The sequence below is a fragment of the Microbacterium sp. AZCO genome, from assembly GCF_039614715.1.
Lineage (GTDB): Bacteria > Actinomycetota > Actinomycetes > Actinomycetales > Microbacteriaceae > Microbacterium.
Genome location: NZ_CP154857.1, coordinates 1,304,323 through 1,318,944 on the forward strand (window position 1 = coordinate 1,304,323; position 14,622 = coordinate 1,318,944).

Below are 14,622 nucleotides of genomic sequence, written 5' to 3' on the forward strand. Positions count from 1 at the left end.
GACCGTCGTCGTCACCAGCCGGGCGGAAGCTGCCCGCCCACGGCTGCGAGGGGGCCGCGGGCCTTCACGCCCACTTCGGCGACCTCGGCGGCGGCATCCGATCTCCACGTGATCCCGCCCCCCGCGCCGACATAGGCGCCGCCGGGGCGCACGACGATCGAGCGGATGACCATCGCGAGGTCGAGGGCGCCGTCGTCGCCGATCCAGCCGAAGCATCCGGCGAAGACGCCGCGCGGCGCGGCCTCGAGGCTGTGCAGGATCGTCATCGCGGAGAGCTTGGGCGCGCCCGTCATGCTCCCGGCGGGGAACGTCGCGTCCAGGATGCCGCCGACGGTCCGCCCCTCGGTCAGGATGCCCGACACCGTGCTCACGAGCTGGTGCACGGCCGGGTAGCTCTCGACGGCGAACAGCCGGTCGACGGCGACAGTGCCGTCGACGCACACGCGGGAGAGGTCGTTGCGCATGAGGTCGACGATCATGACGTTCTCGGCGCGCTCCTTCTCGCTCGCGACCAGTTCTGCCGCGAGCGCGGCGTCGGTCGCGGCATCCCCTCCCCTCGGTCGCGTGCCCTTGATGGGATGCGTCCGCACGACGCCGTCCTCGACCTCGAGGAAGAGCTCGGGACTCGCGCTCGCCAGCGCGACGCCGCCCGAGCGGATGATGCCGCCGTGGTGGGCTGGGGTCCGGGCACGCAGTCGCCGGTAGGCGGCGACGGGGTCGACGTGCCCCTCCACCTCGAATCGCGTCGTGAGGCACAGCTGATACGCATCGCCTTCGCGGATCGCATCTCGACAGCGCTCGATGAGCCGCGCGTACTCGTCGGGCTCGTGCCGCGCGCGCACCGCGAGGCCGTCCGACGCATCGTCGAGCGGAGGGGATGGATGCCGCCCCGCGGCGTGCACCGCGAGGACGAAGTCGTCGATCCCATCGCGCGGCGCGACCGCCCAGGCATGTCGCGCGGCGTGGTCGAACGCGACGAATCGGTCGACCCGCAGCCAGAGCTGCGAGGGCACGTCGGCGTCGGGCGGTGCCGTGGGGGCGCCGGCGCGGGCTGCCGCATCCTCGTATCCGAGCCATCCGACCCAGCCGCCCCTGAACCGGCCCGGGAGCCCGGAGTCCCGGCGCCCGGGGGTGCAGACGATGTCCCGGATGCCGGCGGTGTCGGCGCCCCGATCGCCCGCGCCCATCCAGCTCCAGCCGGTCGTCGCATCGGGCCCGGCGTCGAGCCAGAACGAGTCCTCCAGCCGGGCGAAGAGGGCGAGGTAGAGGGCCTCCGGATCGACCCATCCGTCGAGGCGCACGGCGACGAGCGGATGGGTCATCTTCCCAGGCTAGGGCGCGGCCCCGGGATCTAGGCTCGTGGCGTGAACGAGTTCCTCACGTGGCTGCTCGATGCTGTGCAGAGCGTCGATCCCGTCGTGCGGACCCTCATCGCCGGCGTCGCGGTCATGCTCGAGACCAGCATCCTCGTGGGCCTCGTCGTTCCCGGCGACACGATCGTCATCGTCGCGGGAACAGCGGTCGCCTCGCCGGTCGAGGGGGTCATCCTCGGGATCGCGGTCGTCATCGGGGCGCTCATCGGCGAGAGCGTCGGATTCTGGCTCGGGCGGTTCCTCGGTCCCCGCATCCGCGCGTCCCGCCTGGGGCAGCGGCTGGGCGACGACAAGTGGGAGCGCTCGGAGCGGTACCTCCGACGCCGCGGCGGGCCGGCCATCTTCATCTCGCGCTTCCTGCCCGTCCTGCACTCCCTCGTCCCGCTCACGGTCGGCATGAGCGGATACCCCTATCGCCGCTTCCTCGCGTGGACGGCTCCCGCGTGCGCCGTGTGGGCCGCGCTCTACATCTCGGTGTCGGCGGCGGCCGCGGGCACCTACCGCGAGCTCGCGGATCAGCTGCACTACGCCGGCTACATCTTCGTCGCCGTCATCGTCGTCTTCCTCCTGCTCGTCTTCCTCGCGAAGAAGGTCATCGAGCGCGTCGAGCGCCGCCACCTCCAGGATGCGGACACCCCGTCGGCGCGACCCGTCGAGGAGGACATGGAAGACTGAGGGGATGCCCGCCACCGCCCCACCCCGCGCCAAGGTGCTGTGGCTCGCTCGCCTCGAGTACCGCTTCCACACCTGGCGCGAACGCCGTGCGCGAGCGCGCGGCCAGAAGCCCACCGTCACCCCGTTCCCCGGCTACGGGGGTGTGGACTGGGTGCGCGTGCTCGGCCGCGTCCTCATCGTGCCGCCCGTCAAGCCCATCGGCACCGGCGAGTACGCCAGCGTCCGCGGCTGGCGCAGCTTCCTGTCGGTCCCCGTCGGATTCGCGCAGGTGTCCATCACGATCGCCGGCGTCACGCACGACGTCGTCACCGATCGCGGCGGCGTGCTCGACACGGTCCTCCCCGCGCGGCTCGAGCCCGGCTGGCAGACGTTCGAGATGTCGGTCGAGGGCGGCGAGCCCGTCGAGACCCGCGTCTTCATCGTCGGTCCCGATGTGCGGTTCGGCGTGGTCTCCGACGTCGACGACACCGTGATGGTGACGGCGCTCCCCCGGCCCCTCCTCGCGGCGTGGAACTCGTTCGTCGTCGACGAGCACGCGCGCCAGCCGGTGCCCGGCATGGCCGTGCTGCTCGAGCGCATCGCGCGCGACAATCCCGGTTCGCCGATGATCTATCTGTCGACCGGAGCGTGGAACATCGCCCCCACGCTCATCCGATTCCTCCGTCGGCATCTCTTCCCGCCCGGGTCGATCCTGCTGACGGACTGGGGTCCCACCCACGACCGCTGGTTCCGCAGCGGCATGGCGCACAAGCTCTCCAACCTGAACCGGCTCGCCCGGGAGTTCCCGCAGATCCGGTGGCTCCTCATCGGCGACGACGGCCAGCACGACGACAAGATCTACACGTCGTTCACGCGCCGGCATCCCGGCAATGTCGTGGGCGTCGCGATCCGCCGCCTGTCCCCCGCCGAGGCGGTGCTCGCGGGCGGTCGCACGAACGTGGACGACCACTCGGCGGCCTCCGTGCCGTGGGTCACCGACTCCGACGGCGCAGGGCTCCTCGAGCGACTCGAAGAGGTCGGCGTCCTCGAGTCCTGACGTCGGAGGCCGCGCGTAGGCTGGCGGCATGTGCGGAAGATTCGTCGTCGCGAACGTCGGCTCCGAGCTCGTGGGCGTGCTGCGCGTCGACGTCGAGGCCGACGATCTGCCCGAGCCGTCGTACAACATCGCGCCGACGTCGTCGGTCGCGATCGTGCTCGATTCGGCCAAGACCGACCCGCCGACGCGACGCCTCGAGCCCGCCCGCTGGGGTCTCGTGCCGCCGTGGGCCAAGGACGTCAAGATCGGCGCCCGCGCGTTCAACGCGCGCGCCGAGGAGCTCGAAGACAAGCCCATGTTCCGCAAGGCGCTCGAGAAGCGCCGCGCCGTCGTGCCCGCGACCGGCTACTACGAGTGGAAGAAGGCCGGCGACGAGAAGATCCCGCACTACATCCACCCGGCCGACGGCGAGCCCATGTTCTTCGCGGGTCTGTACGAGTGGTGGAAGGATCCGGCGAAGCCCGAAGACGACCCCGACCGGTGGATGCTGAGCTTCACGATCCTCACCCGTGACTCGATCGGACGCCTGGGATCGATCCACGACCGCATGCCGCTGTTCATCGACGCCGATCACGCCGATGCATGGCTCGACCCGAGCACCGACAACGTGCGCGACGTGCTCGATGCCGCGATCGACGCGGCTCCCGCGATCGCGGACACGCTCGACAACCACGTCGTCGGCAAGGCCGTCGGCAACGTGCGCAACAACTCCCCCGAGCTCATCGAGCCGGTCGACTGACCCGGCGACTCCCAGGCCGCCCGCCTATCCTCGAGTGGTGACGACCCTCGCTCCCGCCCGCTTCACCCGCGTGCTCGGCGATGACGAGTGGCGCGCGCTCGAGCGGGCGCACGAGGAGCGGGCGGACGCCGCGACCGCTGCCCATCGTGCCCGCGCGGCGCGGGGTGAGAAGCATCCCGTCGAGGACTTCCTCTTCACGTACTACTCCTACAAGCCGGCACTGCTCCGGCGCTGGCACCCCGGCGCGGGCGTCGAGCTCGCCGACGCCGCCGGCACGCCGCGCGAGGAGTGGCGGTGGTACGTCCCGGGCTCGGCGCCCGGGTCGCTCATCGTCGATGACGCGGGGTTCCGCGCCGAGAAAGCCCTCCTCGTGGAGGGCGTGGCCAAGATCCTCCGTGCGACGGCCGGCCGCGCCGGCTCCTTCGGCTGCTTCGGACTGCACGAGTGGGCGATGGTGTACCGGCAGGGCGAGCACCGGCATCCCGTTCCCCTCCGTCTGGGGCAGGACGGGACCGATGACGTCGTCGACGCGCACGATCTGAAGTGCACGCACTTCGACGCCTACCGGTTCTTCACTCCCGCCGCCGCGCCGCTCAACCGCGACACGCCGACCCGCGACCGTCAGGCGGCGCTCGAGCAGCCTGGCTGCCTCCACGCCGGCATGGACCTCTACAAGTGGGCGATGAAGCTCGGACCGCTCGTTCCGGGCGACCTCCTGCTCGACACGTTCGCGCTCGCGAGGGACATCAGGGTGCTCGACATGCAGGCCTCGCCCTACGACCTGGCCGATCTCGGGTATGCCCCCGTGCGCATCGAGACCGCCGAGGGGAAGGCGGAGTACGTGCGCCGCCAGCGCGACTTCAGCGTGCGGGGTCAGGCGCTGCGCGAACGGCTCCTCGCTGTCGTCTAACCGGCCGGAGCGCAGTCGGCGCAGGGCATCAGCCCGTGTCCGTCCATGGCGAGCTGCAGCCGCAGAGCGGTCACGCGCGTGGCCGCCTCGTCGAGCCGCGCCGCGGGCAGCGCGCCGGATTCCACGGCGGCGACGATGCCGTCCACGATGCGCGGGGCCGTGTCGGCGCTCGAGAACATGATCGTCAGCAGCAGGTCGTTCCCTGCAGCGAGCGCGGCGACGGCATTCGCGACGGGGTCTCGATACTGGGGGATGCCGGAGGCCTCGAGCATGCCGAGATCGTCGGTCACCGCGACCCCCTGGAACCCCAGCTCCTCTCGCGCGATCCGGTGCCATTCCGGCGAGAGCGACGCCGGGGCCGCATCGACCGCCGTATAGGCGAGATGCCCGAACATGAGGAGCTCCGCGCCCGCCTGGATCCCCGCCTCGAACGGCAGGGCGTCCGAGGCCGCCCACGCCGCCTTCGACAGGCTCGTCGAGGGGATGACGGTGTGCGAGTCGCCGGGCGCGGCGCCGTGGCCCGGGAAGTGCTTGAGCGTCGTGAAGGCCGCGTCGCCCTCGCCGCGGACGGCGGCCGCGACGCGATCGGCCGAGGCGTCCGGCGTGGTGCCGAGCGCGCGACGGTAGATGAACATCGACGGGTCGTCCGTGACGTCGGCGACCACGCCGAAGTTCACGCCGATCCCCGCGCGCTGCACGAGCGCCCCCCGGCCCGCGAACGCATCGGTCGCGGCGGCGGGGTCCTGCGATTTGAGAGTGAGGGACGAGGGGAAGTCGTCCCACGGCAGACGCGACACGTCGCCGCCCTCTTGGTCGACGGCGATGAGCGGCGGCAGAGCCGGGTCTGTCGTGAGGGCGGCCGTGACGGCGCGCAGCTCCGCCTCGGTGGGCGGGACATTGGCGCCCATCAGGATGAAGCCGCCGATTCCCGTCCGCTGCATGTAGTCGCGCAGCACGCCGGGATCCGTCGAGGGCACGTGACCCATGACGACGGAGGCGGCCTTGGCGCGCAGGTCCATGGCGCTCACGAGCCGGGTGGCTTCGGCCCTCGCGGCGCCGTCCGGCGCGGAGACGACCGTCACCACCGGGTCGGCGGCCGCGGCGGTGCCGCCGGCCGCGGGGGTCGCCGTCGTCGCGAGGCCCGCGACGGCGAGGACCGCGGCGGCGGTCATCCAGCCCCGACGCGACCTGCCCATGCGTCGAGCCTACGTCGGGGTCCGACGCCCGTCGTCAGGGTTCGGGGTCCGACGCCCGTCGTCAGTGTCAAGCGCCGACGCCCGTCGTCAGTACCGGGCGCCGACGCCCGTCGTCAGTGCCGGGCGACGATGGCGGCGGCATCCGTGCCCGCGGGAAGCGAGCCGTACTGCGCCGTGCGATCCTCGCCGAGCCGCGCCGCGATGAACGCCTCGGCGTCGACCGACGGCGCGTGCCGCAGCATGAGCGATGCCTGGAAGCCGAGGGCGAGGCTCTCGGTGAGCCGCCGGGCATGGACGGGAGCCGTCTCGGGCTCGGCTGCGACCTCGGTGAGGAGGGTCAGCGTCCGATCGACGTGCGCATCGAGGACCGCCGATGAGCCGCGCGTCGTGAACAGCTCGTCGGCGAAGGCATCGGCGGAGTCGGGGTCGCGGCTGAGCGCACGGAGCACATCGAGCGCGATGACATTGCCCGAGCCCTCCCAGATCGCCATGACGGGCTGCTCGCGATAGCGCCGCGCGAGCGGGAACGACTCCGTGTAGCCGTTGCCGCCGAGGCACTCCAGCGCCTCGTATGCGTGCTGGGGTCCGCGCTTGCACACTTGGTACTTCGACACCGGCGTCGCGAGCCGGCGCAGGGCGATGTCGCCATCGGATGCCTCGGCCTCGTACAGCTGCGCGAGGCGCAGGCCCGCCAGCATCGCGGCCTCCGACTCGAGCGCGAGATCGGCGAGCACCGCCGTCATGGCGGGCTGGTCGACGAGCTTCGCCCCGAACGCGGCGCGCCCGCGCGCGTGCCACACGGCCTCCGCGACCGACTGCCGCATCCCCGCGGCCGTCCCGAGCACGCAGTCGAGCCGCGTCCGCTGCACCATCTCGATGATGGTGCGCACGCCCCGACCGGGCTCGCCCACGAGCGTGCCGACCGTGCCGTCGAACTCGATCTCGGCGGAGGCGTTGGAGCGGTTGCCGAGCTTGTCCTTGAGGCGCTGGATGCGGAACACGTTACGCACGCCGTGCGACAGCATCCGGGGCACGAAGAGGCAGCTGAGCCCTTCCTCCGTGGCGCCGTCACGGGTGTTGGCGAGGACGAGGAAGCCGTCCGACATCGGCGCGGAGCAGAACCACTTGTGCCCGGTGAGCTGGTACGAGCGTCCGCCCAGATGCACGCCGACCGTCGTGCCGGCCCGCACGTCGGAACCCCCCTGCTTCTCGGTCATCGCCATGCCGATGAGGGCGCTGTGCTTCTCGTCGTGCGGCAGCAGCCGCGGCTCGTAGTCGCGGGAGTAGAGCTTGGGCAGCCACTCGTCCGCCACCCAGGGCGAGTCCTTCATCGATGCGACCGCCGCGTGGGTCATCGACACGGGGCACGCGTGGCCGGGCTCGACCTGCGCGAACAGCATGAACGTCGCGGCGCGGGCGACATGCGCCCCGGGGCGCGGGTCTGCCCAGGCCGACGTGTGGGCGCCGGCGGCGACTGCCGCACTCAGGATCCGGTGATACGACGGGTCGTACTCGACCTCGTCGATGCGGTAGCCCCAGCGGTCGTGCGGGTACGCGACAGGCGTATGCGTGTTCGCGAGGTCGGCGTCGCGCTGGAAGTCGAGCGACCCGACGAGCGCGCCCGATTCGTGCAGCTGAGGGTCGGCCCACTCGGCGCCGAATGCGTGCACGGCGCTGCGCAGCGGCCCGTTGAGCTCGTACTCGTCGATGTCGACGCGCCACGGCGGCTGATTCTCGACGTAGTGCGTCGCCGCGCCGATGACGCGCCGGCCCCGCGTGTACGAGGTCACGCGGGCTCGGCCTCCTGCATCGGGAGGGCCAGCCGGTACTGCTCCTCCGTCGTGAGCGGGGCCTTCGTGATGATCTCGTGCATGAAGCCGAGCTTGCGGCGGACGGGCCCCGAGATGGTGAAGGGATAGAGGTCGCCGAATCCCATCGCCCGGTTGATGCGGTTGAAGGCCTCCGACATCCACTCCCAGTCGGACAGCAGCTGTGCGATCGGCTGATCGCGATACGTCCCCAGCGGGACGACGTCGATGTCGCGCAGGCTCGTGACCGAGGCATCCAGATGGATGCCGATCGCCGCCGCCGTCTGCAGGGTGCCGCTGATGTGGAGATAGTGCGCCCACGTCTCGGCGAAGTCCTCCCAGGGATGCATCGTGGCGTACTCCGAGATGAAGGACTCGTGCCAGTTCTCGGGTGCACCCAGGGAGTAGTGGCGTTTGATGGCGTCGCGGTAGCTGGCGCGCTCATCGCCGAACAGGTCGCGACAGCGCGCCCAGTCCTGGTCGTTGGTGAGCAGCACGTTCTGGAAGTAGTGCCCGGTCTCGTGGCGCAGGTGCCCGAGCATCGTGCGATACGGCTCGCCGAGCTTGATGCGCAGCGCCTCTCGGCGGTCGTCGAGGCTCTCGGCGAGGTCGATCGTGACGATGCCGTTCGCGTGGCCGATCATGACGGGGCGGCCGAGCGAGATGCTCGAGAGCAGGTCGAAGCCGAGGCCGCCCGGCTTGACGTCCCACGGGACGATCGGCACGCCGAGGTCGCCGAGCTGGAGCAGGAGGCGACGCTTCGCTTCTTCGGTCTTGGCGAGCTTGGAGAGGGCGACCGTGTCATCGGGGTCGGGACGCGTGCGCGTCAGCCGGCACGAGAAGCAGCGACCGGCCGGGGCGTCCTCCCAGACGAGCCAGTTGCAGTCCCACCCGCGGTTCGAGCACGTGTACCAGTTCTGGCCGTCGATGACCGTTCGGCCCTTGTTCACGGCGTGGAACTGGCGCGAGAGGATGTGGTACCCGAGCTCGGCGTCGCAGTTGGAGCACGTCAGCGCATCGAGGTACAGGAAGTGCCGGCAGACGGGGCACCGGGGTTGCGAGATCACTGGATCACCGTAGCCCCGCTGACGCCGGATGCGACATGGCCTCAGCCTTGCCGGGCGAGCTCGAGACGAAGGAGCACGTCGTCGCCCGGCCGGGGCGCACCGCGACCGTCCGTGTTGTTGGTGAGGATCCACAGCGAGCCGTCCGGTGCCGCGACGGCGTCGCGCAGCCGACCCTGCTCCCCCACGAGCGTCGCGACCGGGTCGCGGGCGATGCCGGGCGCCTCGGTATCCACGATCCACAGTCGCTCGCCGCGCAGGCTCGCCAGGAAGACCGTCTCGCCCACGGCGGCGATGCCGCTCGGACTCGCGTCGTCGGTCGCCCACGTCGCGACGGGGTCGACGTACGCGTCGTCGTGCGCGACGCCCTCGTGGACGGGCCAGCCGTAGTTGCCGCCGGGCTCGATCCGGTTGAGTTCGTCGAACGTGTCCTGCCCGAACTCGCTCGCCCACATCGTGCCGTCGCTCGTCCACGCGATGCCCTGCACGTTGCGGTGCCCGAGCGTGTAGACGGCCGTGCCGAACGGGTTCCCCGGCGCCGGATCGCCCTCGGGCGTCAATCGCAGGATCTTCCCGTTCAGGGATGCCTCGTCCTGCGCCGCCGCCCGGTCGCCGGCGTCGCCGGTCGTGACGTAGAGATACCCGTCCGGTCCGAAGGCGAGCCGTCCGCCGTCGTGGTTCCCGGCGCGCGCGATGCCCGAGAGGATCAGCTCGGGGTCGCCGAGGCTCAGGGCTCCGGGCTCGCCGAGGAGCGGCATCCGCTCGACCCGATTGTCAGTGGATGCCCCGTGGTAGGCGTAGAGCCAGCGCTGATCGCCGTCGGCCCAGACGGCGAGGCCGTGGAGGCCGGACTCTCCGCCCGACACGACGCCCGGGACGACGCCGGCCGTCCGCAGCTGTCCCGCCGCGGTGAGCTCGAGCACGGTGCCGTCGCCGCGAAGGCTGATGAGCGCTCCACCGCCCTCGAGCGGGACGACCGACCACGGCGCGGCGAGTCCGGAGGCGAGGGTCGTCGGTTCTCCCTTCGGGCGCCACCAGCCCGCCGCCCCACTGCTGGACGCAGTGAGCGTCCCCGTCGTCGCCGAAGGCGGGATCGACCCGTCGGGCTCACCGCCTGCCGTGCAGGCGGACGCCGCGAGCGCGAGCGTGACGAGCGCTGCGGCGATCGGGACGCGGGCGCGCGCGTTCATCTGCCGGCGACGGCGGCCTCGAGAGCGCCGATGTCGATCCGCGTCATGCCGAGCATCGCCTGCACGGCACGGTGGGATCGGTCGGGATCGGGGTCGCGGATGAGCTCGATCAGCCGGTCGGGGATGATCTGCCAGGAGAGCCCCCACCGGTCTTTGAGCCAGCCGCACGGCTGCTCCTCGCCGCCGTCCGTGAGGGCCTCCCAGTAGCGGTCGACCTGTGTCTGGTCGGTGCACGAGACGTAGAGCGACACCGCCTCCGTGAACGGGAACTGAGGCCCGGCATCCATCGCGTAGTAGTCGCGTCCGGCGAGCCGGAAGTGGGCGTGCATGACCTTGCCGCCGACGCCCGGCACCTCCTTCGGATAGTGCCCGATCGAGACGATCTCCGACCCCGGGATGAGCCCCGTGTAGAAGGTGATCGCCGCTTCGGCGTCGTCGTCGAACCAGAGGAAGGGCGTCACGTCGCTCATCGCCTCAGACTCGCCCACCCGCGGGAGGGTGGCAAGAGCCTTGCGGGCGATCGGGGGCGGGACGCATCCCTATCGCCGGATGAGACGCTCGAGGTGGATGCCGAGCTTCTCGGCCCAAGCCTTCGCCACCGACTCGGTCACGCAGGTCTTCGGAAGCTTCACACTCGACGAGAAGTGGTACGTGCGCGCCACGGTTCCCCAGGCGATGGATGCTGTCCCCGGCGCGGTGGACAGCACGCAGACCTTGCCCGGCTGAGGAGGAGTCGCAGGCGAGTCGCAGGTGAACGTCTCGCTGTCGATGACCTCGGGGGCGGCGGACGAGTCCGGGTCGAACGTGCTGATGCTGTCCTGGAGCTCCGTGCCGGTGAACGCGTACGTCTCGTACAGCGGCTTCCTCTGCCCGGGCGCGCCGGCGGGTTCCAGCGTGACCCGGTAGCCGAGCGCGAAGTCGACGACCTGCCTCGTATCCGTCTGATTCTCGAGCGTGAAGCTGAGGGTGACGGTGTGCGGGCTCGCCTCGCAGTCGACCTGATAGTCGCCGATCACCTCGACATCGGCTCCGACGGTGTCGACGAAGATCGTCTCGGACTCCGCCGACGCGGCGGGCGCGGCGACGAGTCCCCCGACCGCGATCACTCCGAAGGCGGCAAGCAGGACGGAAAGACGGGCACGAATCTTCGTGCGCGTCGGAGCAGCATTGTTCACGGTGGTCTTCTCCCGGTCGCTCGTGCAGTCCGACGTCGACTGCAGGCGACACCGGACCTGATGTGGGGTGGATCAGATGGAGCAGTCGCCGTGACGAAGCGGCGAGGGAGAAGCCCCGAAAAACCCCGGCATCGGTCAAGCTACCACGGAACGCCGATCTCAGCGGACGACTTTCAGGTGCGCTCGCTCAGTGCGATGAGGTTGCCCTCGCTGTCGGCGAACCAGGAGGATCTCTCCCCGCCGAGCTCTGCGACGCCATCGACGGTCTTGAGCCCCGGGAAGTCGTAGTCCATGAAGGTCACCCCCTTGTCCCGCAGGGCGGCCATGTCGCGGTCGAGGTCGTCGGTGTCGATGCCGAACACGGTGTTCTTCGCGGTTCCGGCGAAGGACGTCGCGTAGACCAGCAGCCGAGTTCCGGCGAGTTCGTAGACGACCATCTGAGCTTCCTCCGGCGACTCCTCCACCGCCTGCAGCCCTAGGACGCCTTCGTAGAACGATCGGGCGCGAGCCAGATCGGACGCGGCCAGCACCGCCGCGCCTCGTGCGTTCTCGAACATGATCGGATCTCCCCTTCCTTGTGGATTCCCCATCCGTGGCAGACGGTACTCCCCTGTCGTGCACCCCGATAGAGCGCCCGCGTACGGAAGGTGCGTCGCGACCATCCCCTGTTGCAGGGGAAGCGCGCGCTGGACAATGAGTCATGGCGGTCGACCCATCCGAGGAGCAGCCCTCCCCTCCCCGCGCCCGCACGTCGGGCCCCCCGGCATCCGACCCGCTGCTCGCACGGCGCGCCCAGATCCTGGCGACCGAGCACTGGGGACTCCTGGCCGCGCGCGGCACCGCGCAGTCGGAGGTGCTCACCCGCATCACGATCTATCTGACCCTCGTCTCGGCCGGACTCGTCACGATCGGTCTGCTCGCGCAGGCGACGAACTTCCGCGACTGGTTCGCCGTCGCGGCGCTCGCGATCCTCGCCTTCCTGGCGCTCATCGGCCTCATGACGCAGACACGGGTGTTCAACGTCGCGGAAGAGGACCTCATGTACGTCGTCGCGATGAATCGGCTGCGCGGTGCCTACGTCGACCTCGATCCCGCCGTCGAGCCGTACTTCCTCGCGGCGGTCACCGACGATGAGGCGGGGCTGCAGCGCACGTACTCCTTCCTCCGGCGCCGGAGCTTCAGTCACCTCTTCGGGAGCTCGGCGCTCTTCATCGGCGTCGTCAACGCCTGCGTCCTCGGGCTTCTCATCGGCGGATGCCTGGCACTCGCGGAGGTCGGCATCGGCGCCGCGGTGTCCCTGGGCGTCGCGGGCGGGATCCTCTTCCTTCTCGGGTCGTCCGCCTACGGCATGTGGACCTACCGGACGGCGCTGCGCATCCACCGCCCGCTCCGCCGCTCGGCTGCGGCCCCCCTCGAAGGCGGCTCGCGCCGCGAGCGGGCGGTTACCAGCCGAAGGAGCCGGGCTCACCCTTGAAGGGCCCGACGACGGATGCGGTCACCCAGCCGCCGTAGAACCCGCCGGGCTGCGGCCTCACGACCTCGCCGTCGACCTCGCAGGCGTCCATGGGACGCGCGTACACCGCGACGCGATGCGAAAGGGCTTCGAATCCGTCGGATGGATGCGGGTAGTTCCAGGCCGCCCTCGGGGCGGTCAGTCCCCCGCCGCGCACGTCGAAGTAACGGGCCGCACCCTTGAACTCGCAGTACGAGCTGCCCTCCGCGGGGGTGAGCGCCCCGTCGACGAACGCGGCGATGGGCAGGTAGTACACGGGTGGGTGGCTGGTCTCGAGCACACGCACGACGTCGTCGGTGTCGACGATGACCTCGCCTCCGAGCCGGATGAGCACGCGGCTCGCGATCTGCTCGACCCGGGGCGGCCGCGGGTACTCCCAGACCGACTCCTGCCCGGGCGCGATGGGATGGGGAGTGGGGCGGCTCATGCTCTCAGCGTAAGCGGCTCCCGAAGGGCGGGGGCCGGCGCCGCGAAGCTCGTCGGGGCTCGACCGGGATTCCCGGGGGAGGTTCCGTCTAGCGGCCGATCTCCTCGAGCCAGCGCAGCCACACTTCGCTCACTGTCGGATACGCCGGCACCGCGTGCCACAGACGGTCGATCGGCACCTCGCCGACGATGGCGATCGTGGCGGAGTGCAGCAGCTCCGCGATGTCGGGCCCGACGAACGTCGCGCCGACGAGCACGCGCCGGCTCTCGTCGAGGATCGCGCGCGCCTGGCCTTTGTAGTGGTCGGCGTGCGTGCTCGCGCCCGACACCCACGACAGGTCGTAGTCGATGACGCGGATGCCGATCCCCGCCGCCTCGGCGGAAGCAGCCGTGTGACCGACCGAGGCGACCTCGGGATCGGTGAATGTCACCTGGGGCACCGCGCTGTGATCGGCCGTGGCGACGTGCGCGCCCCACGGCGTGTCGTCCACGTCCCGTCCGAGCGCCCGGGCTGCGATGACATCGCCCGCGGCGCGGGCTTGATACTTGCCCTGATGAGTGAGGAGGGCGCGGTGGTTGACATCGCCGACGGCGTAGAGCCAATCGTGGCCGCGGACGCGGAGGGTGTCGTCGACGTCGAGCCAGGACCCCGGATGCAGCCCGACGGTGTCGAGGCCGATATCCCCCGTGCGAGGGACGCGCCCGGTCGCCACCAGCACCTCGGCGGCGCGCACCTGCGTGCCGTCGGAGAGGGCGAGCACGACGTCGCCGCCCTCTTCCCGCGACACCTCGTCGACATCGACGCCCGTGCGGACGTCGGCTCCGGCCTGCCGCAGAGCTTCGACCACCGCTTCGCCGGCGAACGGCTCCATCGAGCCGAGCAGTCCGGAACGCGCGATGAGCGTGACCGCGCACCCGAACGACGTGTACAGGGTGGCCATCTCACTTCCGACCACTCCCCCGCCGAGGATGGCGAGCGATTCCGGCACGCGCTGGACGCCCGTGGCATCCCGGCTCGTCCAGGGCGCAGCATCCTTCAGCCCCGGGATGTCGGGAAGGAGGGCGGCCGATCCCGTCGAGATGACGACGGCGTGCCGGGCGAGGAGAGTGACCGGCTGGCCCCCGTCCGGTGGGACGACGGTCACCTGCCGCTCCCCCGTGAGTCGGCCGTGGCCCCGTACGAGGTCGATGCCCGTCTTGTCGAGCCACTCGACCTGCGACGTGTCGTCCCAGTTGTAGACGATGGCGTCGCGCCGACGGAGCGCCGCAGCCACGTCGACGGATGCGGTGACGGCCTGCCGCGCGCCGTCCACGTCGCGAGCGGCGCGCAGCGCGGCACCGCTGCGCAGAAGCGTCTTGGACGGCATGCAGGCCCAGTAGGAGCACTCTCCGCCCACCAGCTCGCTCTCGACGACGACGACCGACAGGCCGCCCTGCTTCGCACGGTCGGCGACGTTCTCGCCGACGGGGCCGGCGCCGATCACGATGAGGTCGTACTCCTGAGGGGCCATGCGTCC

General features: G+C 71.0%; 15 protein-coding genes. 5 read left to right on the forward strand and 10 right to left on the reverse strand.

Going from position 1 to position 14,622, the window contains the following annotated elements; translation table 11 throughout:
* Positions 1-11: 11 nt before the first annotated feature.
* Entirely contained in the window at positions 12-1,322 is a 1,311-nt protein-coding gene (locus tag AAIB33_RS06105; protein WP_345802662.1) for an anthranilate synthase component I family protein, read from the reverse strand.
* 42 nt (positions 1,323-1,364) lie between these two features.
* Between AAIB33_RS06105 and AAIB33_RS06110 the strand changes: the two genes are divergently transcribed.
* The 4 genes from AAIB33_RS06110 (at position 1,365) to AAIB33_RS06125 (ending at position 4,733) form a co-directional block, all read left to right on the forward strand.
* On the forward strand, positions 1,365-2,048 hold the full coding sequence (locus AAIB33_RS06110; protein WP_345802663.1) for a DedA family protein: 684 nt from the start codon (positions 1,365-1,367) through the stop codon (positions 2,046-2,048).
* Positions 2,049-2,052: 4 nt separating this feature from the next.
* Positions 2,053-3,084 (forward strand): phosphatase domain-containing protein, encoded by a 1,032-nt coding sequence (locus AAIB33_RS06115; protein WP_345802664.1) that lies wholly within the window; start codon positions 2,053-2,055, stop codon positions 3,082-3,084.
* 28 nt (positions 3,085-3,112) lie between these two features.
* Positions 3,113-3,823: an SOS response-associated peptidase gene (locus AAIB33_RS06120; RefSeq protein WP_345802665.1), complete on the forward strand. Its 711-nt coding sequence runs from the start codon at positions 3,113-3,115 to the stop codon at positions 3,821-3,823.
* Positions 3,824-3,893: 70 nt separating this feature from the next.
* Positions 3,894-4,733, forward strand: coding sequence for a 3-methyladenine DNA glycosylase (locus AAIB33_RS06125; RefSeq protein WP_345803390.1), 840 nt, complete (start codon positions 3,894-3,896; stop codon positions 4,731-4,733).
* Here the strand turns inward: AAIB33_RS06125 and AAIB33_RS06130 are convergent.
* The 7 genes from AAIB33_RS06130 to AAIB33_RS06160 all read right to left on the reverse strand — a co-directional run bounded on the left by AAIB33_RS06130 (position 4,730) and on the right by AAIB33_RS06160 (position 11,723).
* Entirely contained in the window at positions 4,730-5,929 is a 1,200-nt protein-coding gene (locus AAIB33_RS06130; RefSeq protein ID WP_345802666.1) for a glycoside hydrolase family 3 N-terminal domain-containing protein, read from the reverse strand. The two genes, AAIB33_RS06125 and AAIB33_RS06130, sit on opposite strands and share 4 nt — an antisense overlap.
* Positions 5,930-6,042: 113 nt before the next feature.
* On the reverse strand, positions 6,043-7,719 hold the full coding sequence (locus tag AAIB33_RS06135; RefSeq protein WP_345802667.1) for an acyl-CoA dehydrogenase family protein: 1,677 nt from the start codon (positions 7,717-7,719) through the stop codon (positions 6,043-6,045).
* Positions 7,716-8,804, reverse strand: a complete 1,089-nt coding sequence (locus tag AAIB33_RS06140) for a putative zinc-binding metallopeptidase (RefSeq protein ID WP_345802668.1) — start codon at positions 8,802-8,804, stop codon at positions 7,716-7,718. The genes AAIB33_RS06135 and AAIB33_RS06140 overlap by 4 nt, the downstream gene beginning before the upstream one ends.
* A 41-nt stretch (positions 8,805-8,845) precedes the next feature.
* On the reverse strand, positions 8,846-9,991 hold the full coding sequence (locus tag AAIB33_RS06145; RefSeq protein WP_345802669.1) for a PQQ-dependent sugar dehydrogenase: 1,146 nt from the start codon (positions 9,989-9,991) through the stop codon (positions 8,846-8,848).
* On the reverse strand, positions 9,988-10,461 hold the full coding sequence (locus AAIB33_RS06150; protein ID WP_345802670.1) for a VOC family protein: 474 nt from the start codon (positions 10,459-10,461) through the stop codon (positions 9,988-9,990). The genes AAIB33_RS06145 and AAIB33_RS06150 overlap by 4 nt, the downstream gene beginning before the upstream one ends.
* Positions 10,462-10,530: 69 nt before the next feature.
* Positions 10,531-11,166: a hypothetical protein gene (locus tag AAIB33_RS06155; RefSeq protein WP_345802671.1), complete on the reverse strand. Its 636-nt coding sequence runs from the start codon at positions 11,164-11,166 to the stop codon at positions 10,531-10,533.
* Between the two features lie 173 nt (positions 11,167-11,339).
* Positions 11,340-11,723, reverse strand: a complete 384-nt coding sequence (locus AAIB33_RS06160) for a VOC family protein (RefSeq protein WP_345802672.1) — start codon at positions 11,721-11,723, stop codon at positions 11,340-11,342.
* Positions 11,724-11,866: 143 nt separating this feature from the next.
* Between AAIB33_RS06160 and AAIB33_RS06165 the strand changes: the two genes are divergently transcribed.
* On the forward strand, positions 11,867-12,640 hold the full coding sequence (locus AAIB33_RS06165; protein WP_345802673.1) for a hypothetical protein: 774 nt from the start codon (positions 11,867-11,869) through the stop codon (positions 12,638-12,640).
* Here AAIB33_RS06165 and AAIB33_RS06170 read toward each other — a convergent pair.
* Together AAIB33_RS06170 and AAIB33_RS06175 are read right to left on the reverse strand one after the other, a co-directional pair.
* The gene (locus AAIB33_RS06170) at positions 12,609-13,106 is read right to left on the reverse strand and encodes a DUF427 domain-containing protein (protein ID WP_345802674.1); all 498 of its coding nucleotides are present in this window, start codon (positions 13,104-13,106) and stop codon (positions 12,609-12,611) included. The two genes, AAIB33_RS06165 and AAIB33_RS06170, sit on opposite strands and share 32 nt — an antisense overlap.
* Positions 13,107-13,194: 88 nt before the next feature.
* Positions 13,195-14,616, reverse strand: a complete 1,422-nt coding sequence (locus AAIB33_RS06175) for an NAD(P)/FAD-dependent oxidoreductase (RefSeq protein ID WP_345802675.1) — start codon at positions 14,614-14,616, stop codon at positions 13,195-13,197.
* Between the last annotated feature and the right edge of the window lie 6 nt (positions 14,617-14,622).